The following is a 22,415-nucleotide window of genomic DNA, read 5'->3' as shown; positions in this document are numbered from 1 at the left end:
GTATAGAACGCGAAAAAATTTTTCTGTCCGTTACGAACACGGACAAGGGTAATGAAACGCTATAATGCTGAGCATAGATACAGCATTCGCTCCATTTCCAATTTGGAGGAAAAACCTGTGCGTTGTTTCATCCGTAGCAAATAGGTATCTACCGTTCGTGGCGAAAGCTCAAGAAGACGGGCGATTTGTTTGTGCGTTGCTCCTTGTAGCACTAATCTAAGGCAGGTTAATTCTTGCACGGTGAGGTAGGTAGCTCCGTTTCTGCCAAGAACAGGAATTCTACCTTGAGCAAGACAAATCTCTTTGTAATTCACATCACGGTACGCTTCGGGCAAAGCGATAGGATTTTTATTCAGCACTTGAATTAAATCTTTATTCCGCAGATCAAAATCAAAAATAAATTGTTCAATTGCTTTGAGCTTATTGAGATAAAAGGAACCCGGATTTTCATGTTCATAGGGTAAGGCAACCGCAATCATATCGTAATAATTTTTACTACGCCGGACTAAGGTGAGCCCATTGTGTAAATTAAATTTTTCCCGAGCAATTTGTACTGGTGTACTGGGCAATTCTTCATCCCAAAGAAACCAGTATGAATGGGAGTTTTCATGCTCGTTTTCAAATGATGAGAACACCACAGGTTCACTTTCAAGGTGCTGGAAGTATTCAAACAGACCTGTATTGTTGGTCAGACAATTAATTGAACCATCTGCAAAACAGCGTAAATATTGAAAATAATTAAATCCAAAGGCATTCAATAAATTTTTACTTGCGTCATGGGTTTTATTTTTTAATAAAAAAATAGGATGATTTAAGTCAATTTTTAATGCCATTTAAATAATACAACCTGGATTAGATAAACAAGCTGGATGCTATTTTGACAGTAATTTTATTATTGATCAATTTGAATTGCGTTGTTTCATTTCTCTGGATTTGATATAAAGCTTAAAAGAGCATATGGATTTTTTAAGTTCAGGATAAAGGAGATTATCATGTTGAAGAATAATCCGGCTAAACCAGATACCGCAGAGAAACCAGCAAGAAGACTTGTCGAGGCAAGCCTAAAGCGTCAGTTATCAGTGTCCTATGTTGGCCCAAGGGGGCTTACCTCTGATGATCCCGATTCTTATCAAGGGCAAGAACGCATTGCCTATCAAGACGCATTAATAAGCCAACGTCCCAGGACTGGTTATGCAGATGGCATTTTGGCAAGAAGAGAAGAACAAAAGGCACGTTTTTTTTCTCAGGAAAAAGAAAAGGAACACGTCGAACACGCCTCCGCACCGACTCCACCATAGTATCCCCATATTAATAAGTACATAAAGCGCACGGGATTACCCAAAAGTGATCCCGTGTTTGAGCATGGATTCATTTAATTACTAGAAATAAATTCTAAAAACAATGAGTTAAAAAAATATATAGGCTGATTATTTTTTTGTTATTAAGGTCTATATTAGATAGGTATGAACCCATAATTTAATTAAAATTATTTGCATTGCATGGGAGTTTGTTATGTCTGTTGCTTCAATAAGAAAAGTTTATAATGTGTACGCCTCATTTTACGATTTTTTATTTGGTTCTATTTTTAGCCCTGGTCGTTCTTTATGTACTGATGTAGTCAACAAATACGCAAAACAACAGGCTACAATACTTGAAATTGGTATTGGCACTGGTTTGTCTTTACCGCTTTATCGCGCTGATTTGCGGATTACTGGAATTGATATTTCTGAGAAAATGCTGGAAAAAGCAGAGGAGCAGGTGGTAAAAAATAAGTTGGAAGAACGAGTGCAGTTAAAGATCATGGATGCGGCCCATTTAGAGTTTCCTGATAACAGTTTTGATTTTATTGTCGCCATGTATGTGGCTTCTGTAGTCCCTGATGTAGATGCTTTTCTGCAAGAGCTAACCCGCGTTGCTAAGCCCACGGCAGAAATAATATTTGTAAATCATTTTGCCTCAGAACATAAAGTAATTCGCTTTTTTGAGAAAATATTTGCTCGTGTTAATGAGCTCGTAGGCTTTAAATCCGATTTTTCAGTACATTCTCTTCTCAATTACAAGTCATTAAAATTGTTGGACTCTCGGAAAACCAATCTGTTTGGTTACTGGAAGTTATTGCGCTGTCAAATTCAGAAAGGAAATGAAACTGGAACATTGCAAGAGAGTTAGGCAACGCTCCTAAAGTTAATGTAGTCTGGGTGAAGGCGAAAGCCCTAACCCGGTTTTGCTGCACCCAGGCTACAATTTGAGCATGAACGATTAGTTTTTATCTGTTTATTTCTGAGTGGAGAAATGCGCGCAGTACTTTGGTCATTCGCCCTTGATGACGCTCGGTGGCATACCAGCCTGGGCATTGGGTTAGGCGATAAAAACTTAAGCAATATTTAATTGGACTTATGCGTTTTGCTAAGGTGAATGCCTGCAATAGGCGCTCCTGGGGTTCAAAAGCATGCCAGTGCTGCAAATAAGTATCACGTAATATGCTGTAGGTTTCATTTTGTTCGTTGATTTGCTGCTGACGCATTATCCCCAGCAAAAAGGAAATTAGAGAAAAAAACGGATGGGAAATGACGCTTTCCCCCCAATCAATAATCGTAAGATGCTGTACTTGATGTAGTATATTATTTTCGTGAAAATCACTGTGTTCAATTGTTTCAGGAATAGCGTATTGGCTCAGTTGCTGACAAAGCGCCACCAATCTTGGATGCAAAGCGCTGAGTTGGTGCAATTCATTTGTCGTTAAACCATCATTTTTTAAAAACGCAGATTCATCCAACAACTTTAAATATAAATCAGGTAAATTTAGCAAACGCCAATCAGGAACTCCAAGTGCTAGCAGGGAATCAGTCTGGCTAATAAGACCTGTTTGGATTGTCACATAAGATTTAAGTGCCTCTCTTGCCAATTCAATTTGGAAATTGATTGCCAAACTTTCTCTAAGTGGTGTTCCCCGATCGCTCATCAAAAAACAATACAAATCTGGATTAGTGCCCACTACTTCAGGTACTAAGGCCGGGAAGAAACTGCGGAGATATAATAATAAATTAGGCTCAATGGCAAATGGTGCGGGTATTTGTTTCAAATAAAAAAAACCTTTAGTCGTAGTAATTTGATACACCTTGGCCCAGGACGTGTTGTGTATGGGTTTAAATGGCTCTTGTATGGAGTAACCTTGTTGATTCAGGTAGTTTTGCGCCCAAAAAAGCGCCGGGTTATTTTCTGCATTCATAGAGAATAGTCTCATCATTTTTACCTGGGGATGCGCTCCTATCAAATGCTTTTAGTAAGCGAACTTCTTTAAAACCGGTTTCATGCAACAAATCCAGTAATAGAGATGGGTCATCATAAAGGCGGATTTTATATTCCTCGATTTCAGTCTTTATGAGTTGATTGGCGGCAACCAGCTCATATTTGCCAATTGAATAACAAACGGATTCTTCAAGCATCGCCAACTGACTGAGCAAAATGGTTTGTCCATCGGCGCGCTGCCAACGTGAACCACGCCAAATACCTAGTTCTTTAGGAACGGCATGTATGGTTTCTGTCTCAAATACAAAGAAACCATTTTCGCTTAAATGGTCATAAATTACTTTTAAGGCCTGTTTGACAACAGTCAAATCAATAATGAGGCCAAACGAACCACTGGGAATAAAGATTAAGCTATATTGTTTGGCTTGCTGGAGTTTTTCCAGATATCCATGCCAGATATTAGGATTTAAGTGTTGTTCTTGGGCTTTGGCATATAAGGCATCCAGCATCGATTGACTCGCATCAAACCCCTCGATAGCAAATCCTGCACATAGCATGGGTAAGAGAAAACGCCCGCTCCCACACATAGGCTCCAAAATAGGACCATCTGCCTCTTGTGCATAGCTTAGATAGAAATCCCACGCATCTTGCGGTGGCAGGGGTTTACTCAAGTCATAAACTTGGGTGCATAAACTTAAATAAGTATCCAATGATTTATTGAGCATAGAAAAACCTTTGTTAGTTAGCCGCCATTATCCTGCTTTTTTATTTCTTTGACGCAATCATGCCAACGTATTCTTTGCCATTTGTTTTATATGCATCGGGTATATTCTCGTAACAAAAATAGTAGATATCATCAATAGAAAACCCTGCTTGCTCAGTAATGGCGCGCATGCTCTTTATATCAAAAAAATGGGCAAATTCAGGTAACTGATCACCCCAGCCATCCTTAGCGAAATTCCTGCAGTTGATCTCTCCAGGCCATTGCTCCTCGTTTTTGACACGTTCTAAATAAAATTTAGCTAGTTCTTGCCAATTAAACAAACCAAAATAGGGTGTCATATTTACGACATATAATTTTCCACATGGAACCAACCAGTTAAAACATTTTTTCAAACCTAATCGAGTAAAGGTTTTTCCGCTGTTTTCGCATGATGGCCTTTGAAGCAGGAGAATTTTCAACGGTCATAATTCCCATTTTATTTTTAGTTTTGATCATGCCCTTGACCCATGTTTCAGGCCACGTATTAGGTACTTCAGAAGCTTCAATCAGAATAATTTTTCTCCAGCGATTTCGTTTGCCAAAATTTAGCTGTTTTAATCCCATGACATGACAACCCTTGCTATAATAACCGAGCAAGATTTTAACGCAATCTTACTATGCTGATGTTCCTGCGCCTATTTCTTTATTTTTACTTGATACTCTATGAGCTAGAGCATGCATAAATACATGTTATCCACTGTTTTTCTGCCTTTTTGTTGATATGCTAGATAATGAACGCTCAATACCAATAAGTTTTGTACTTTGATGAGAAATAACAAATGACCGCCGCCCGCTTACAGCTTCGCTTCATGAGCCCAGATGACATCGACTTGATGGTTAAGCAATTTGCCGTGCACAATTGGCCAAAACCCAGAAGTATTTTTATCCATTATCTGCAAGAGCAGGAACGACGCGAGCGTCTGGTGTGGGTGGCGTTTTATGAGCATGATTTTGCAGGGTATATTACCTTGAAATGGGATTCACTTTACCCCTCCTTCAAACAACAGAGCATTCCAGAAATTATGGATTTGAATGTCCTGCCACCTTATCGCAATAAGGGAATTGCCTCTGCACTTCTTGATTTGGCGGAGGCAGAAGGATTTAAACATTATCCCATACTTGGAATCGGTGTTGGTTTGTATACAGATTATGGACAGGCGCAAAGGCTCTATGTACAACGGGGTTATATTCCTGATGGCTTGGGAATTTCTTATGCTTATAAAACTGTCAAGCCAGGAGCCATGGTTTGCCTGGATGATGATTTGATTTTGTGGTTTACAAAACGTTCTGCTTAAGTGAGGAGAGTGTTGTGTCGCAAAAGACATTGATTTTTTTACCTGGAGTTTTATCCGATCAGCGCGTATGGTCTTATCAAACACATCATTTACAGGATCTTGTGCAGTGTCAAAGTATCCCCTTAGTTGGCGGCGATACTACTGAGGCGTTACTTCAAGAGATTTTAAACCGTGTTGACGGTGATTTTTTCTTGGCAGGGCATTCAATGGGGGGATGGTTGGCATTAGAGCTTGCCAGAAGAGTTCCCGAGCGGATCTTAAAATTATGCTTATTGAATACTTCGGCACAATCTGACTCTCAAGAAAAGCATCAAAAAAGAATGGCGATGCTGCAGATGGTTGAGCAAGGAAATTTTCAAGAGGTCGCTAGAACACTAGCAGATTTTTATGTTGTTGATGAGCTCGTCAAAAAGGAAGTCTACTCCATGTTCTTAAGTGTTGGCCAACAAGCCTTTATTGCCCAACAAAAGATCCTGTTAGCGCGAGAAGAATGCCGCTCTTTCCTTCCTTCTTTGACTATGCCTACGTTAGTGATTCATGCACGCCAAGATAAAAATTTTTCTTTGGCGGTTCATGAGGAACTACGCGATCGCATTCCTCATGCTAAATTAGCGATAATTGAGGACTCAGGACACATGTCACCTATGGAGTCCCCACAGGCAGTAACTACTTTACTACGCTTTTGGCTTGATTATTTTTGATGAAATTAATCTTCATAGTCATTCAAGTCAAACGCCTCTTGTAGGTTCTCCAATTGCTCCTCCACAACCGTTAATTTTTCAAAACTTGCGATGTGGAACAAAGCCTGCCCCGAATGCACTAGCGGCAACATATTTTCGCCAATAATAATGCCAGAAATAGGTGATTTTAATTTGTATTCTTCTGTGCTGGTTGGATTGGCGATAATTGCAATCGTTTGTCCTTTAGTGACTCGATCCCCTGATTTTTTAATGTGTCTTAAAATACCGCTTATGGGGGCTCTAATCCAATAACTGTTTCTGGATACAGTGGGGGTGCATTTTTTCACTCGATATCTTCCGGGTTGCAGCATTCCTAATGCCCCCATGACACTCAAAATCCCATTAATGCCAGTTCTTATGGATAGTTCATCAAAGCGCAAAGACTCCCCTCCCTCATAGACCAAAATGGGGATGCCTTGTTCATTGGCGTATTCGCGCATCGAACCATCTCTAAAGGTCGAATGCAAGATGACAGGAACATTAAATGCTTCGGCCAAATCGCCAACACCTGGCATATCTAGATTTGCGCGAATTTGAGGTAAATTAAAACGATGATTCGAGCCGGTATGCAGGTCAATCACATGGGTTGATTGGGATAAAATTTGTTTACTGATGATTTCTGCGAGTATGGATGCAAGAGAGCCATTGGAGCTCCCGGGAAACGAGCGATTTAAGTCCCTTCTATCCATGAGGTAGCGTTCCTGGTATAAGAAACCATATACATTAACAATAGGAATCGCAATCACATTCCCTTTGATACGCTTTAATCCCTTCTTTTTCAAGAAGCGCCTGATGATCTCAACACCGTTAATTTCGTCGCCATGGATTGCTGCAGTGATGCATAAGGAAGGTCCTTCCTCCAAACCGCTAATTACATGAATCGGTAGGCTGATTGGCGTCCAGTTATACAATTTGGGCATAGGTAATAAAATTGTTTTCCGTTCCCCTGGCTTGATTTTTACCTCACCAATAATTATGGGTGCTCTGCTGCTCATTGTTATTACTTCCTTAAAAAGGTTATATAACAAGTGTAGCTTGAATGTAGGCGTTCGGCTAAATACATCGACTATCGACAAAAATGCATCAACTATCCAATGTTTCTTTGGGCAGCGAATTTTATGAATTCGCGTGCTGGAAGCGGTTTAGAAAATAAGTAACCTTGTATATAATCTACCTTTTTTTCTTTTAAATAATCATATTGAGCTTGTGTTTCAACACCTTCCGCGACAATCTGTAAATTCATGCCCTGCGCCATTTCAATAATATGATCTGCCACATTACTCGTTACCGAATGCATACCCAAACTGTCAATAAAGCTCTTATCAATTTTTAGAAGATCTAGGGGAACGTTGTGTAAATAGGATAAATTGGAAAAGCCAGTACCAAAATCATCAACGACTACAACATAGCCTAATGTTCGCGCTTGAATAAAAATTTTTTTCACTTCTTCCATTTTTAAAAATGTTCGCTCAGTAAGCTCTATCCATATTTGTTGTTTTGTTATTTTGCTTTTCGCAATCTTTGATTCTAATAGTTCAAGAACCCATCCATTATGTATGTCCTCAGCCGAGGCATTAATTGAAATGTGCGCTTCTTTATTTTGAATAAGAAATTGCTCCATTTCCTCAAATACCAGATCAATTACGCGTTTGGTTATAGACGAGATAATTCCTATCTCCTCGGCATAAGGAATGAATAGCTCGGGTTTTACCAGCGGCCCATTAGGACGTTGCCATCTAATTAATGCTTCTGCGCCACAACATGTACCTGATGCGGTATGGATAATAGGCTGATAGTGTATAAAGAACTCTTTATTATTTAATGCTTCATGTAAATCATTTTTAAAAGACAAGCGTTTTTTTGAGTAATAGATCACCAGTCCCACAATGAAAAAAGCAGTGATGAGGCCAAATGGCAGAAGAATCAATTGCAATTCTTCATAATGTTGATTAACAAACGATTCGGGCTCTGAGGAGATGAAGTAAAATGGCCCGTATTGACTAATAAAAACCATTTGTTCATCGAGAATAAATACCTGATTTTTTTTGAGGCGTTCAGCTGGTTTTAAACGCTCTTTACGATCGGCCTGATAATAATACTGGCTTAAATTATCGTTTTTGACTTTATCCATTATGATTCGCAATAAAGACGGCCGAATTTCATTTTGTTGTGTAATTATTTTGCCATTATAGGCAATAGCCAGCCAGACTCCATCCGGTATAATAATGTCAGCAAGACGTCGCACATCAACAAAAACATCATAATTACCGTTTCTTCGTACAGGAATAAAAGAACGTGAGTGAGCTGAAGTTTGTGCTGGCATTCCTACTTCTAAGCCATCCGGCAGGATAAAATCCATTTTAGATCTAGGGGTTTTAGTGACAGAGGACCCACAGCTGGTGCAATATTCAACACCATGTTCAAAATAAGAAATTTTTTTTGAGCCCGCGGTGGATGTGGACACTTTCTGCATCCACTGGATATGCTGTGGTGAGCAAATCGGCAAAATATCCTTATTGTTTTCGAGTAAAGAAAGCGCTTGCCGGGCCTTATTCATAGTATGTTTTGCCCGTGTCAGCATGCGCGCAGTATATTCATATAAGACGTTGCTTTCTTCTTGAAATGCTAAGGACCATGCAAAAAAAAGTGCACCTGCCATAGGCAGGATTGCGCCAATGATTGCAAGACAGATTGCCGTACTAATTATTTTTATTCGACGCATCCCTTTATCTCAAAATAGATTATTTAACTTCCTTAGCCGGCACATGTAATAAAAATAGGTTTTTCCCTAAACATACCTTAGCCGAAGAAAGGTGCGCGAGCAAACTGTGAACCAGGACATCCACGGCAACAAGCGAGAACGGCGCAGAATAATCTGCGCAAATTGGAGAGTAATTTTAGTTCATTTTATGGTGCGGGAGCAGTTGAGTTTGTATCTCCAAGTTTCATGCCACTAAGGCATTTATTAAATATGTCATGGTTGTCACGCGCGCCTGTATTAATTATGGGAAACACAATATGGTCAAAGAAGTGGGCGCGTTTTTCAATTTCCTCTCCATATATCTGTGCCACAAGTAAGGGATCATTTTTAAATGCGCCACAACCCCAAGCACCTAAAATCACATGGGATTTTCCCGCAATGATTAATGTATCTAATTGGGCTGCGATACGTCTTCGCAAATCAGCGGTGTATTGTGCCTTAGCTTGTGTCGTCAAAGCCCGTGGTTCACTAGATAATTCTGGGGCAGCTGATCTTAATTCATAAAATGGGAAAATCTCTGATGGGCGCAGAAAAGCATAACTCAATGCACTGTCTGCAACCGATCTATCTGGCCTGAAATCTTCAAAACCAGAGGTGACCATTGCTACTTCTGGTCCTCTGAAGCATACTCTGGGATCTCGATCAAATAATACTTTATATCCTGTATAGTCTGTTTCTTCTCGATGTTTTTTTAAGGCTTCACGTTCTTCGGCAGTCATTTTGAGCCTGGCTTCTAACAATTTCCTTGCCGTATTACTGTATCGAAAAGTCATAGTTTCTCTGTCGAGAAAAACCATTTTCTCCATTAATGAACGCGCACAGGTACTGCGATGCCATATATTTTCCTCTTGGGCACTTCCGCCCTCTAAAGAGGCTCCTCCTGGGTATACTGAATTGGCCATATTAAGTACAGAATAAGTTATGCCATGCTTCTTGGTTGCCTCAAGTGCGGCAACCCCCCAATCTTTATGAACTACCTCAACTGCTTTAGGGGTTGTTACTTTTTCCTTTGCCCATTGGCTTAAATTAAATTGTGCCTGTTTCTGTAGCTCTTTGTGTTTCTCAGAATCAGTGATATGTTGTAATGTTTTTTCCATGCTTTTATGTCGCCATCTTTCCCCAGAAAGGGATCCTTTTACAAAGCCGGGTTTATGTGCCGCATGTACTTCTTTAATTTGCGCAAAAGTTTTGGGGATACGTCTAAAAAGCGTTCTTGATAACATATTACTATCCTTATTTCTGGTACTCATTCTTTGTTTGGGCGCGGTTATTTGCTTAAAAGTTTAAAATGAGTATTATTTTTACTAAGGGTTCATTTTTTAATTATAGAATACAGTTGCTCATTGGCATCATAAAATTTGTTATATCGGTGTTTTTAGACAAAGATTAGAAAACCAGATAAGTCTTTAAGCGTTCCTTTTGTCATCAAAGACTTCTTTTTTAATGATGAATTGCCTGAGATAAAATTTCAAACGACTTAAGGATCTGCTCTGGCGTATGAATAGCGGTTATAAAAAAGCGTAAGCGCGCTGAATTTTCAGGAACTGCAGGATAAATGATTGGCTTAACATTGACTCCACGCTCAAAACATTGCCTTGATGTATTGATGCATTTCTGTGAGTCCCCCAAAATAATGGGTAAAATGGGTGTATTTTCATTTAATCCTATATCAAAACCATAGTGTTGTGCGGTCTTTCTTGCTAATTGGCTTAATTCCTTTAACTGGTTAATTCGTTCAGGCTCTCTTGACATGATTCTTATCGATGATAAAGCGGCTGCCGTGTTTGCGGGAGGTAGCCCTACTGAAAATACAAACCCTGGACAGGTATATTTTAAGTATTCAATTAGCTCCTTTTTACCGGCAATATAGCCACCACAACTTGCAAAAGATTTGCTTAAAGTCCCCATCCATATTTCTACATCCATGGGATTAATGCCGTAGTGTTCACTAATACCCCGGCCATTTTTTCCAAGCACCCCCATGGAATGCGCTTCATCTACCATCAGCCAGGCGGCATGACGATTTTTGACCTTAATAAACTGCTTTAGATTAGCGATATCGCCATCCATGCTGTAAATGCCCTCAATAATAATTAATACTCGTTTATAAAAGCCTCTATCCTTAGTTAAAATATCATCAATAGCCTGCCAATCATTATGAGGGAAAGTCATGCGGGTTGCTTTAGAATAAACTGCACCTAATACAAGACTGTTATGAGCAAGTTCATCATGTAAAATTAAATCCTCGGGTCCATAGAGATGGGCGATGGTCATAACGTTTGTCGCATGGCCACTTGTAAAAACTATGGCATCCTCAACCCCTAATAACCTTGCTAATTCATCCTCTAGCTCTTGATGAATTATTTTTTGCCCAGAGACGAGCCGACTTGCAGAAACAGACGTGCCGTATGTTCTGATTGCATCACAGCTTGAGGATATAACCTCTGGATGAGATGCCAAGCCCAAGTAATTATAGGATGTAAAATTAATGTATTCTTTCCCATTAATGAGGCATGTGTTTTCGGATGTTCCTTGTTGTGCATCAAAAAAAATGTTAGCACCTAACTTTGATTGCATGTTTTTCAGGTGTAAATAAGGCGGATAGGTTTTAAATTCGGTATCATGCGCTTCAGTTTTTTCTGTTTTATTTTGCTGCTTTTGTGAATGCTCCTGCAGCTTGTTTAAATCAGGTTTTGCTTGTTGCTCATCAATGCACTCTAATAGGTAGCCAGCAAGTTCTTTAATATTTTCGAAGTTAACAATTAATTCACTGTCCATTTTAATCTGTAAACCATCTTCAATATTGGCAATGAAATGTTGGATATGCAAAGAATCAAAGCCAAAATTTATTAATGGAGAGCTTATATCAATATTCTCCTTAGGCTGGCTTAGAATATTTGCTATATTGTTTTGTAAATAATTTTCAATTTCGCCAATAGTGAACGGATCGTTACTCATCATAATTCCCACTTCCAGATTGCCATACATAAAATGCGCTGAGTTCATTGTCAGCCACCAATTTTTTAATAATGTTTCTTCTTAATTTGCCACTCGTGGTTTTAGGAATTTTTTTTGGTGGTAACAACGCAATGAAATGAGGACTTAAACCAAAACTTGCACTAATATGCGCTTTTATTTTATTTACAATATCTTCAAGTTCCGGGGTCGGGAAAAGATGCTGAACTTCGGCAACAATGGCTAGTTGCTCTGAATCAGTGGTATTTATTGAAAATGCGGCGATACAGCCTGTTTTTAAACGAGAGTCTAAAGAGCCAAGAAGTATTTCAATGTCATAAGGGTAGTGATTTTTCCCATTGATGATAATGAGCTCTTTTATTCTCCCGGTGATGTATAAATGCTCTTGATATAAAAACCCCAAATCTCCAGTTCGCAGATATTTTTTTGCATCTGTGTTTTCTAAATCTGCATGAAATGTTTCTTGAGTTATCTCATCGTTTTCCCAGTAGCCTGAGGTAACACTTGGCCCATGCAACCAGATTTCTCCGATTTCGCCTTCAGCACAAATTCTAAAAGGTGCTTTAGAGACAATAATTATAGGAACCATCGGCTTACCACATCCAACCAGAACGGTATGTGTATTATTTTCAACATCAGCCGCCAGCACTATTTTATCCTGTTGTAAGGACTGCATGTCCACATTTAAGAGTTGTGGATGGGCATGCTCATTTTTGTTTCCACTAACAAATACGGTGGATTCAGCCAAACCATAAATTGGATAAAAAGATTTTTTTTGGAATCCGTATTTACTAAATTTATTATAGAAACTATTTAAAGTTTTATGATGAATATATTCGGCGCCATTGTAGGCGACTCTCCATGAACCTAATTGCAAATTAGGTTCGTCTAATTGTTCATCGATTCGTTTTGCACACAGCTCATACGAGAAATTTGGGCCTCCACTGATATTTGCTTCAAAATCAGAAATTGCTTTTAACCATAAATAGGGGTGTCTGAGGAACGCAATGGGAGACATCATAAAAATGCTGAATTCTGCATATACAGGGAATAATAAATTACCGATTAGCCCCATGTCATGATAGGGCGGCAACCAAGAAACCATCCGTTCATTGCTGGTTTTACCTATAGTTTCATAGACTAAGCTCATATTATCTAACAGATTTTCATGACGTACGATGACGCCTTTAGGCATGGCTGTTGAACCTGATGTATATTGCAAATAACACATGTCAGAGCCTTTAAGGACTATAGGTTTATATAAGCTTGCCATATCAATTGTGGCTTTATTGATATCTAGCCAACGAAAGTGTTGAAAATCCCATTCCATTAAATGGTTCACTTTTGCTGAAAATTTACTTACAAATTTTTGAATTAGGGGGAGAGAAGCAAGATTTTTTATGAGCCCTAGTTTTTTAATTTTTTGGATGATTTCCGCATTTGAAAGAATAATCGCTGGTTTCGAGTTATTAATAATTGCTTGTAACTTTTCAACGGTACTTTTATCAAATGGAGGATAAGCAGGTACTGCCAATACCCCCGAAAATAAGCAAGCCCAAAATGTAACTATATAATCAATGCCTGGCGAAAAAATTAACAACACCCGGTCTCCAGGTTTCACGTATTGTTGAATTAATGCGGCGGTGGCGTGAATTTTTTGCTGTAGCATGCTGTAGGTAAGTAACTCACTGTTTGCAAACAATCCTGTTGAGGAGAAGTAATACAATGGAGCTGAAGGGGTTGCAAGACAACGTTCAGTAAACAGCTCAACCATACTTTCGATTTTTTTCCTTGAGTTCATTTGAATGGCCAAATAGTTCCAAATACAAATTAGTAGTATCTAATTTTTCTCGTATTTTATGAGTGTAGTAGCTTTTTAAAAATGCTCAAGAAATATACAGTTATTTTTTAGGCTTTTTGCCATTGTTTATGGGATGGTTGATTTGTATCGATTCATTTTGATTGAATTTTGAGACATTGTTGTTTATATTTATAAGACCATCTGTTCATTCATAGTGGCTTTAATAAGTCCGTTGTTTGAGGTAGTTTATGAAACAAACCGAATTGCATTTGTACCGTAGTTTAACCAATTCGGAAAAGCTATACAGTCGGGCCATCATCTGGCTGCCTTTACTCGTGACAGTCTTTAGTATCGCTTCAGGGATGTTGTTTGACATTCATCTTGGTACGTTAATCTTATTTTTGTTCTGTTACAGCTGCACCGTTTTCGGGGTGACAGTCGGTTTTCATCGATTGTTAACACATCATTCATTCAAAGCAAAACGATGGGTTAAGATTGTATTTGCTTGTTTTGGCAGTATGGCTTATGAAGGGCCGCCATTCTTTTGGATCGCAGCCCATCGAAGACATCATAAATATACAGAGACCGAATTTGATCCGCATTCGCCTATGTCCGTAAAGAAAGGAGGGTTGCGTGGTTTTTATCATGCACATATGGGATGGATGCCTCATCATACTATAGAGAACTGGCGATATTATCTCGGTGATTTGCTTCATGATCGTGATTTATTATTTATCAATAAATACTATGCCCCCATTGCTTTGAGTGGAATAATTATTCCTGGAGTGATCAATGGCTTGATGTATATGAGCTGGTATTCTTTATGGGAAGGAATAATTATTTGTGGATTTGTCCGGATCTTTGTGCAACAACATGTCACTTGGTCCATTAATTCTATTTGTCACATTTGGGGTAAGAAGGACTTTAATACGCAGGATAACAGTAAAAATAATTGGCTCTTGGCGATCCTTGCCTATGGCGAAGGTTGGCATAATGGACATCATGCTTTTCCAAGCTCTGCCAAACATGGACTGAAAAAAGGGCAAATTGATGTTTCTTATCTGTTGATATTTTTACTATTACGTATGGGGTTGGTCCAAGAAATCAAGTTACCTACAGAGGAACAAATAAAACAAAAATCTATAAAATAATAGAGTGTCACCCACTAAAATTTATACTTCATTGCAATTCTTGGTCAGAGCGGGAAATAACGTAGGCCATGCTCAAATCAGACCTACGTTTTACTGTGGGTTAAAAAGCTAAATTAAAGATACAGCGAAGGTTGTATTTCTGCAAACCGCGCGCGATCGCGTTCTTGCATTTTTTCAGCCGCCTCTTTCTCCGCTTGCTCTTGTTCTTGTTGGGTTTGTAGTTTCATGAGCTCGATCATATTTTGCGTTTTTAATTCTTGCAAAATTGCAGCGAGTAAAAAGTCCGTAGTTGATTGTAAGCTTATTTCTTGCACAGGTTGTGGTTGTTGTTGTGCTCCTGGTTTTTTTGGGGCTTCCTTTTGTGCTGATGGGGCTTTTTGTTTTTGATTAAAAAAAAGTGGTGTTCGTTGATGAGAATCAGGTTGATTGGTTTTATTTTTTCCATTGACTAGACGAGCATTTGTATCCCTTTTATACATGGTGATCTCCTTTTCCTTGAGTCCCTTTTAGATTAATCTAAACATTAAATTAAATGCAAATGTTTTTTTCAAAATTAACAAATTTTGTGTTTTTGTGATTGATGTTGTTCATTTTGATTTTTTATTTCGTTTTACGGCTAATTTTTAAATAAATAGGTTGGAAAAGAATTACATCAGTATGCTAAGAATGGCAGAGCAAATGCTCTGCCTGAAATGTTGAGGCTCAGTTGGAAACTATAATGGCTCAAATTACAAAGTCAGAGCAGTAGAAAGAGAGGGCGTATGTCCAAGTTTGATACCACTAAGAATTTCCTCAAATATGACATAGTTATTATGCGAACCGGTGTTAATTATAGGGAATACTATATGGTCGAAGAAGTGAGCCCGTTTTGCAATTTCTTCACCATATATTGTTGCCACTATGGTCGGATCATTTTTAAATGCGCCACAACCCCAAGCGCCTAAAATTGCATTGGGCTGTTTTTCAAGGATGAGGGTGTCTAATTGAGCTGCAATCCGCCGCCTGAGATCTGCGGTGTATTGTGCCTTAGCCTGAGGATTCAGTCCGTGTGGTTCAATGGCAAATTCTGGAGCTGCTGATCTTAACTCATAAAATGGGAAAATCTCTGTTGGATGCATAAAAGAATAACTCAAGCCACTGTCTGCAACACGGTGTGCTGCCGTAAAATCACCCGTCTCCGTAGGCAGTGTTATTTCTGGTCCCCTGAAACATACCCTAGGTGTCTGGCTCAAAAATACTTTATGTCCTGAGGAGTCTGTTTCTCCGCCATGTTTTTTTAAGGCTTCCAGTTCCTCTGCCGTCATTTTGAGTCTAGCTTCTAACAATTTTCTTGCGGTGTCATGGTAGCGAAATGTCTTAGAGAGTTGATCGACAAAAACCATTGGATCCATCAAGGATTGAGCACAGGTGCTTCGATGCCACATATTTTCTTCTTGGGCACTTCCACCTTCTAAAGCAGCCCCTCCAGGGAATACCGGATTGGCCATATTGAGTACGGAATAAGGTTTGCCATGTTTCTTGGTTGCTTCATGTGCCGCAACGCCCCAATCTTGAGGCACCACTTGCACCGCTTTTGGTGGCACTATTTTTTTTAGTGCCCATTGGCTTAAATTAATGTGAGCCTGTTTTTGTAGCTCATTGAGTTTAGCCTCATCAGTGACGTGCTCCAATGTTTTTTCCATGCTTTTATGTCGCCATCTACTTCCAGTATAAGAACCCGTAACGAAATTGGGTCTATGAGCGGCATATACTTCGCGCACTGTAGAAACATTATTCGAAGGTTTCGATCTATAAAATCTTGCAAGTCTCGACATCATTTTTCTATCCTTAATTACTGATACCTATACTCCGTCTTCAGCATTCATCTTTTTAAAAACACGATGTAGCTGTTTTTATTAAGCATTCACTTTTCGATAGAATAAAAGTAATAGTCAAATTCCATAGGTACACAACAGCTTCGAGTGTTATCAGATTGATTTTTCCTTAATCCAAATAGCACTCTTTGATTTTTGTTTTTATTGGTAAATGTTTCGAATATGCAACAAGGTAGGGTTACTCTCTAAATCGCATTATTCTAAGCAATTGTATCCTTCCTATTTATTTCTTAACACAACATTGATTAATGTTGTGCCAAAACGAGTAAACCAGAATGCTCAAAAAAAGTCAACTTTGCTTTTTTACGATAAAAAGACGAGCATTTAAGGTCAGAGAATGAAGGTAAATGGAGGAACAAAATGCCTTGCACAACACAATGGGAGCTGCCGGACAAGCGTATAAATCAACTCTTGGGGCGCCATGACCATTAATAACTAATATTTTAGTATAAATTCATCCTAACCTATTAATAAAAGGCGAAAAGCATAAGTTAAGCGTTAAGGTTTTGCGTTCTTGATTATTGCCCTGGAAATGAGGAAAAGCCAGAAAAGAACGGTTTTGAAAGTTGATGCTTATACTAGTAGAGCTAAATTTGCTCATAATGTCTTATTGATTTCAACAGGTAAAATGAGGTGGCACAAACTATAAGAACTGGAATTGGTTGAAGCATGGAGTTTAAGAATATTTTTTGCCAGATATAGAGAAAAAGATTAATTATAAATATTAATGTTAATAGGGGAGTATCAATCGTTTTCATTTGACTGATTATAAATGGCAAAGCGACAACGATAAGAATTAAGGAATGATGAGACTCTACATGCGGATTAAATAAAAGCATGTATAGAGAAGAAAGCATGTATAAGAAAAAAGGAAAAAGACGGTTGTCTATTTTTTTCTTGACCTGCCACGAAAAAACAATAGTCAAAATTGAAAAAATTAAACGAATAATAAATTGCGCATAATCAGAAATATTGCTGTTTGTAAAAAGGAAAAATAAATTAAATACATGTGGAAATTGGGGGCTTGATAAGAACCTGTATCTTAAAATCAGTTCGATGTACTCCTGGTTCACATAGTTTACGTTACTAATAATATAGGGAAATAAAATAAAAAAGAGTGAAAAACAAATTATTTTAAACTGTAATTGACGATGAAATAAAAACATTAAACCCATAAAAACAATAGCCAATGGATCTAAGAATACTGAGAAGCAGAGAAGAAAGGCGCATTTCGTATATTTCTCATCATACCAGGCAGCAATGGCAAAGATCATACATGAAATCATCAATATGTCTGCTTGTCCTTGTGTCAATGGTCCTTGAGCGACAAGAAGAGTTATCCCAAAAAACATAAAAAGTTTTTTTCTTGTAGTAATTTTAAAAAATTCTAAAATTTTAAATAATGAAGAATACAGCGCAATAATTAAAATTATTTTCCAAATGATCAAAAATAATTGGGGGGGGAGTATTGAGAGTGGGGTGAAAAAAATTGCACTTTGGGGTAAATACACAAAACAACCAGAATAAAGGGATAATCCTTTTAACCAATAGTTAGCGGCATTATAGTAACAGGAGTAATCATGAATCATGCTACTGTTAAAGGACATATAAACAGTTTGGATGAGCAGTAGGATGAGATGAATAGTCAGCATAACAAATAGAGCTTTGTTTGTATGCCTAATAAAGTTTAGTTGCTTTAATAAATTATTCACTGTGGCTATGTGGTAATTTTTAGTTTTCTGAAACTACTCGTAATTACTTGATAACTAGGGTATGAATCTAGAATCAGATCGATTATGAGTTATAAATTATAGAAAATATCTTCAATAAGTCACTTCTAAACGCTACAACCAATAAAAACAATAAAATCAACTGCTTATGAATAAACCTTCTCTGCCAATTGTTGTCATTTATTGCCATTATTCGTGGCGTAGTGTCCCATGAGCGTCCTAAGAAATCAATTACTTTTTAGACTTCGTTCTATTGTTAAATGAGTAAAGACTGGTGTTAAAAAATGATTTCTCTCTTTTTAAATAAGCGCGATGAACTAAGAAATAGCCCCTTTAAAGCTTAGCTGCTCTTGGTAAAACGTTCCGTCAATGGAAAGAGGAGATAGTACGTATGTGTCGTTTTAGAAAGTTTAATTGAATTTCGCCACAAACCAGATTGGAAATGGCTCCCCGGACAAGACTCGAACTTGTGACCTAATGATTAACAGTCATCCGCTCTACCGACTGAGCTACCGGGGAATAGGGTCGGAATCTTAAAACGATTCTGATTGAGGGTCAAGTAGATTTAAGAATAATTTTTTAAAATCTGCTTATTGATGGGGTTTTTTCCCCCCTCATCTGCCCTTTGGGCACCTTCTCCCCCTTGGGGGGAAGAAGGGACGGTGGAGCTTAACTGCAAAAACGTTGTAGGCGGTTTAAGGCATCTTTTAATATGTCCATGCTGGTTGCAAAGGATAAACGGATGCAGCCTTCATTGCCAAATGCAGATCCAGGTACTAAAGCGACCCCTTCCTTAACGAGTAATTCTTCAGAGAATTCAAGATCATTGATATAACCGCGCGTTTCAATGATTGCTTGTACATTTGGGAAAATATAAAAGGTACCATCAGCGGGAATCACTTCTATTCCGGGTATTTCTTGCAATCTGGAAGCGACAAAGTCGTGTCTTTCGCGAAAGGCTTTAACCATTTCTACGACGCTCTCATTTCCACCTGTTAGTGCGGCGACAGCGGCTCTTTGTGCAATAGAACAAGGATTGGATGTTGATTGGGACTGGATGGTTTTCATCGCATTCATTAAGGGGGCAGGACCTGCTGCATAACCGATACGCCAGCCAGTCATCGCATACGCTTTGGAAACGCCGTTTAATACAATAGTGCGCTCATATAATTCAGGACATGCATTCAGAATGTTTGCAAAGGGTTGGCTCCAAAGGATATGTTCGTACATATCATCGGTCGCAATAATAATTTGCGGATGTTTTTTCAAGACTTCAGCCAATGCTTTCAACTCATCTAGAGTGTATGCGACTCCCGATGGATTGGATGGGCTATTTAAGAAGATCAGTCGTGTTTTGGGGGTGATGGCTTTTTCAAGTTGCTCGGCATTGATTTTATACCGTTGTGCCGGAGTTGTAGAAATGATAACCGGAGTCGCTTCAGCCAATAACACCATATCAGGATAAGAGACCCAGTATGGCGCAGGAATAATGACTTCATCACCTGGATTAAGCAGGGCCTGGCAGAGATTGTAACAGCTTTGTTTGCCACCCACGGAAACTAAAATTTGATTGGGCTGATAATCAAGACCATTATCTTTTTTAAATTTGTTTTTAATCGCATCTTTAAGTTCAGGTATGCCATCAACAGCAGTATATTTGGTGTACCCTTTATTAATGGCAGCAATAGCGGCTTCTTTAATGTAGTTGGGTGTGTCAAAATCGGGTTCGCCGGTACCTAAATTAATGACATCATGGCCTTGAGCACGCATTTGGGTAGCCTTTGCTGCTACGGCCAAAGTAGGTGAAGGCTTAACTTTTTGCACGCGTTTTGCTAATGCGATATCCATTTGTTGCTCCTGTGAGATATACTAATAAGATATGAAAGATTTATTTAAACTATATGCCGATTACAAGCCTGCTGGCGACCAGCCGGCTGCCATTGCCTCATTAATTGAAGGCTTGGAGTCTGGTTTATCCAAACAAACCCTGTTAGGGGTTACTGGCTCGGGCAAGACCTTTACTATAGCACATGTTATTCAATCCATGCGTCGTCCTGCCTTGATTATGGCGCCCAACAAAACGCTTGCTGCTCAGCTTTATGGCGAATTTAAAGCATATTTTCCCGATAATGCGGTGGAATATTTTGTTTCCTATTATGATTATTATCAGCCAGAAGCTTATGTGCCTGCTTCAGATACCTTTATTGAAAAAGATTCTTCTATCAATGAGCACATAGAACAGATGCGTTTGTCTGCAACCAAAGCCTTAATTGAACGTAAAGATGCGATTATCATCGCAACCGTATCTGCAATTTATGGTTTGGGTGATCCTGATTCCTATTTACGTATGGTATTACATCTTTCCCGTGGAGAACAATCCGATCAGCGTAAAATTTTAAGGCGACTTGCTGAAATGCAGTACACCCGCAGTAACTTATCCCTGGAGCGTGGCCAGTTCCGCGTGCATGGCGATATTATCGATATTTTTCCTGCAGATTCAGAGCGTGATGCCATACGTATTGAGTTATTTGATGATGAGGTCGAAAACATTGCGCAATTTGATCCACTCACGGGTGAAATTTTGCGCCGTTTTCCCCGTGTTACTATTTTCCCTAAAACTCATTATGTGACGCCTCGTGATCGTATTTTGCAAACCGTAGATTGGGTCAAAGAAGAATTACAAGAGCGCCTGGCTGAATTTAATGAACAAAATAAATTACTCGAAGCCCAGCGTTTGGAGCAACGCACTAATTTTGATGTGGAAATGATGTTGGAATTGGGTTATTGCTCCGGTATTGAAAACTATTCCCGTTATTTATCGGCGCGGGGAGCAGGTGAACCACCGCCAACTTTATTTGATTATTTGCCTGAAGAGGCGCTGCTGATTATTGATGAATCTCACGTTACTGTACCGCAAATTGGCGGCATGTACCGCGGTGACCGCTCGCGTAAGGAGACGTTGGTACAGTATGGTTTTAGACTGCCGTCGGCCCTTGATAATCGACCGCTACGCTTTGAGGAGTTTGAAGCGCGTTCACCCCAAACGATTTATATTTCCGCAACTCCTGGTTCTTATGAGAAAGAGCATTCAGATAATGTTGCAGAACAGGTCGTGCGTCCGACTGGTCTTGTGGATCCCGAAGTGGAAATTCGCCCTGTGCGCACGCAAGTTGATGACTTAATGTCTGAAATTCGTCTGGTGGTCCAACAAAATGGACGGGTGTTAGTGACTACACTCACGAAACGGATGGCCGAAGATTTAACCGATTATTTGAATGAACATGGTGTTAAAGTACGCTATTTACATTCAGACATTGATACGGTGGAGCGCGTTGAAATTATTCGTGACTTGCGCCTGGGCGTCTTTGATGTTTTGGTGGGGATTAATTTATTACGTGAAGGTTTGGATATGCCCGAAGTTGCTTTAGTTGCTATTCTTGATGCAGATAAAGAGGGCTTTTTACGTTCTGATCGCTCTTTGATTCAGACTATAGGGCGTGCGGCACGAAATATGAAGGGGCGTGCCATTCTTTATGCGGATAAGATCACTGGTTCTATGCAAAGAGCGCTCGAAGAGACCGACAGACGACGTGAAAAGCAAAAAGCATTCAATGAGGCACATGGAATCATACCTAAAGGGATTAACAAGTCCATAACCGACATTATGGAAGGTGCTTATCAAGGAAAACGCAACATTGCGGTTGCAGAACCCAGTCCAGAATATTTGCATTGGTCAACTCAGGAATTAGTGAAACACATTAATACTTTGGAAAAACAAATGTACTTGCATGCAAAAAACATGGAGTTTGAAGCGGCAGCCAAGGTTAGAGATGAGTATCTTTTATTAAAAGAGCAATTAATGAAGTAACTGGCTGATTGCACTCAAATTGGAGCACATGAAAGGAGCCCGACAGACATGGATTATGAACCCTGAGGTTCAAGTGGGTAGCGGATGTATCGGTTCAGGCTTCCCACTACAAGGTGGGCTTGCACAACGCCGATTTCAGGATGCTCCCCATGCTGTTAGCATTGGTTCTAAAATCTCTCGCTATCGGGTTAAGTTGATTATATCATG

The 22,415-nt window shown here is 39.1% G+C and carries 20 protein-coding genes, 1 tRNA gene and 1 other RNA gene; 6 read left to right on the top strand and 16 right to left on the bottom strand.

Translation table 11 applies throughout. The features are described from left to right. Positions 1-59: 59 nt before the first annotated feature. The gene (locus Lste_RS13010) at positions 60-833 is read right to left on the bottom strand and encodes a helix-turn-helix domain-containing protein (RefSeq protein WP_058511356.1); all 774 of its coding nucleotides are present in this window, start codon (positions 831-833) and stop codon (positions 60-62) included. Between the two features lie 159 nt (positions 834-992). Between Lste_RS13010 and Lste_RS13005 the strand changes: the two genes are divergently transcribed. Beyond that, the gene (locus Lste_RS13005) at positions 993-1,298 is read left to right on the top strand and encodes a hypothetical protein (protein ID WP_083503964.1); all 306 of its coding nucleotides are present in this window, start codon (positions 993-995) and stop codon (positions 1,296-1,298) included. A 214-nt stretch (positions 1,299-1,512) separates the two neighbouring features. After that, entirely contained in the window at positions 1,513-2,169 is a 657-nt protein-coding gene (pmtA, locus tag Lste_RS13000; protein WP_058511355.1) for a phospholipid N-methyltransferase PmtA, read from the top strand. A gap of 97 nt (positions 2,170-2,266) precedes the next feature. Here the strand turns inward: pmtA and Lste_RS12995 are convergent, their stop codons facing one another. From Lste_RS12995 to Lste_RS12980, 4 genes are read right to left on the bottom strand one after another with little or no spacing between them, the layout of a single operon-like run. Then, complete coding sequence (locus Lste_RS12995) at positions 2,267-3,229, bottom strand: aminoglycoside phosphotransferase family protein (RefSeq protein WP_058511354.1); 963 nt, start codon at positions 3,227-3,229, stop codon at positions 2,267-2,269. After that, a complete protein-coding gene (locus Lste_RS12990) occupies positions 3,213-3,974 on the bottom strand; it encodes a class I SAM-dependent methyltransferase (protein ID WP_058511353.1) in 762 nt (253 codons plus the stop codon). Before Lste_RS12990 ends, Lste_RS12995 begins: the two co-directional genes overlap by 17 nt. 40 nt (positions 3,975-4,014) lie before the next feature. Continuing rightward, complete coding sequence (locus tag Lste_RS12985) at positions 4,015-4,311, bottom strand: hypothetical protein (RefSeq protein ID WP_058511352.1); 297 nt, start codon at positions 4,309-4,311, stop codon at positions 4,015-4,017. A 37-nt stretch (positions 4,312-4,348) separates the two neighbouring features. Then, positions 4,349-4,576 (bottom strand): hypothetical protein, encoded by a 228-nt coding sequence (locus Lste_RS12980; protein ID WP_058511351.1) that lies wholly within the window; start codon positions 4,574-4,576, stop codon positions 4,349-4,351. A gap of 215 nt (positions 4,577-4,791) precedes the next feature. On the opposite strand from Lste_RS12980, the gene Lste_RS12975 reads away from it, so the two are divergent. Both Lste_RS12975 and Lste_RS12970 read left to right on the top strand, forming a co-directional pair. After that, entirely contained in the window at positions 4,792-5,307 is a 516-nt protein-coding gene (locus Lste_RS12975; RefSeq protein ID WP_058511350.1) for a GNAT family N-acetyltransferase, read from the top strand. A 14-nt stretch (positions 5,308-5,321) separates the two neighbouring features. After that, positions 5,322-6,008, top strand: a complete 687-nt coding sequence (locus Lste_RS12970) for an alpha/beta fold hydrolase (RefSeq protein WP_058511349.1) — start codon at positions 5,322-5,324, stop codon at positions 6,006-6,008. A 5-nt stretch (positions 6,009-6,013) separates the two neighbouring features. Here the strand turns inward: Lste_RS12970 and Lste_RS12965 are convergent, their stop codons facing one another. The 5 genes from Lste_RS12965 to Lste_RS12945 all read right to left on the bottom strand — a co-directional run bounded on the left by Lste_RS12965 (position 6,014) and on the right by Lste_RS12945 (position 13,585). Beyond that, positions 6,014-7,042 carry a succinylglutamate desuccinylase/aspartoacylase family protein gene (locus Lste_RS12965; protein WP_058511348.1) on the bottom strand — a complete coding sequence of 343 codons (1,029 nt, stop codon included), beginning with the start codon at positions 7,040-7,042 and terminating at the stop codon, positions 6,014-6,016. 92 nt (positions 7,043-7,134) lie between these two features. Beyond that, a complete protein-coding gene (locus tag Lste_RS12960) occupies positions 7,135-8,769 on the bottom strand; it encodes an EAL domain-containing protein (protein ID WP_058511347.1) in 1,635 nt (544 codons plus the stop codon). A 185-nt stretch (positions 8,770-8,954) separates the two neighbouring features. Further along, positions 8,955-10,031 (bottom strand): poly(ADP-ribose) glycohydrolase domain-containing protein, encoded by a 1,077-nt coding sequence (locus tag Lste_RS12955; RefSeq protein ID WP_058511346.1) that lies wholly within the window; start codon positions 10,029-10,031, stop codon positions 8,955-8,957. A 217-nt stretch (positions 10,032-10,248) separates the two neighbouring features. After that, positions 10,249-11,814: an aminotransferase class I/II-fold pyridoxal phosphate-dependent enzyme gene (locus Lste_RS12950; RefSeq protein ID WP_237760481.1), complete on the bottom strand. Its 1,566-nt coding sequence runs from the start codon at positions 11,812-11,814 to the stop codon at positions 10,249-10,251. Continuing rightward, positions 11,759-13,585 carry a fatty acyl-AMP ligase gene (locus Lste_RS12945; RefSeq protein ID WP_058511732.1) on the bottom strand — a complete coding sequence of 609 codons (1,827 nt, stop codon included), beginning with the start codon at positions 13,583-13,585 and terminating at the stop codon, positions 11,759-11,761. The genes Lste_RS12950 and Lste_RS12945 overlap by 56 nt, the downstream gene beginning before the upstream one ends. Before the next feature lie 248 nt (positions 13,586-13,833). Here Lste_RS12945 and Lste_RS12940 point away from each other — a divergent pair, with 248 nt between their 5' ends. After that, complete coding sequence (locus Lste_RS12940; protein WP_058511344.1) at positions 13,834-14,736, top strand: acyl-CoA desaturase; 903 nt, start codon at positions 13,834-13,836, stop codon at positions 14,734-14,736. A 113-nt stretch (positions 14,737-14,849) separates the two neighbouring features. On the opposite strand, the gene Lste_RS12935 is transcribed toward Lste_RS12940, so the two are convergent. The 5 genes from Lste_RS12935 to Lste_RS12915 form a co-directional block, all read right to left on the bottom strand. Continuing rightward, positions 14,850-15,215: a hypothetical protein gene (locus tag Lste_RS12935; RefSeq protein WP_058511343.1), complete on the bottom strand. Its 366-nt coding sequence runs from the start codon at positions 15,213-15,215 to the stop codon at positions 14,850-14,852. A gap of 249 nt (positions 15,216-15,464) precedes the next feature. After that, complete coding sequence (locus Lste_RS12930) at positions 15,465-16,553, bottom strand: poly(ADP-ribose) glycohydrolase domain-containing protein (protein WP_058511342.1); 1,089 nt, start codon at positions 16,551-16,553, stop codon at positions 15,465-15,467. Positions 16,554-17,197: 644 nt separating this feature from the next. Further along, entirely contained in the window at positions 17,198-17,962 is a 765-nt protein-coding gene (locus Lste_RS12925) for a hypothetical protein (protein ID WP_237760480.1), read from the bottom strand. Between the two features lie 821 nt (positions 17,963-18,783). After that, positions 18,784-18,859: transfer RNA gene (locus tag Lste_RS12920), tRNA-Asn, on the bottom strand. A 150-nt stretch (positions 18,860-19,009) separates the two neighbouring features. Next, a complete protein-coding gene (locus Lste_RS12915) occupies positions 19,010-20,188 on the bottom strand; it encodes a pyridoxal phosphate-dependent aminotransferase (RefSeq protein WP_058511340.1) in 1,179 nt (392 codons plus the stop codon). 31 nt (positions 20,189-20,219) lie between these two features. Between Lste_RS12915 and uvrB the strand changes: the two genes are divergently transcribed. Further along, on the top strand, positions 20,220-22,208 hold the full coding sequence (gene uvrB / locus Lste_RS12910; protein WP_058511339.1) for an excinuclease ABC subunit UvrB: 1,989 nt from the start codon (positions 20,220-20,222) through the stop codon (positions 22,206-22,208). A gap of 32 nt (positions 22,209-22,240) precedes the next feature. Here uvrB and ssrS read toward each other — a convergent pair. Continuing rightward, positions 22,241-22,401: non-coding RNA, 6S RNA (ssrS, locus tag Lste_RS18575), on the bottom strand. Positions 22,402-22,415 lie beyond the last annotated feature (14 nt).

Origin of the sequence: Legionella steelei (assembly GCF_001468005.1) — a bacterium.
GTDB lineage: Bacteria > Pseudomonadota > Gammaproteobacteria > Legionellales > Legionellaceae > Legionella > Legionella steelei.
Note: the sequence above shows the minus strand (reverse complement) of the source record. Positions and strands in the feature narration are given on the sequence as shown.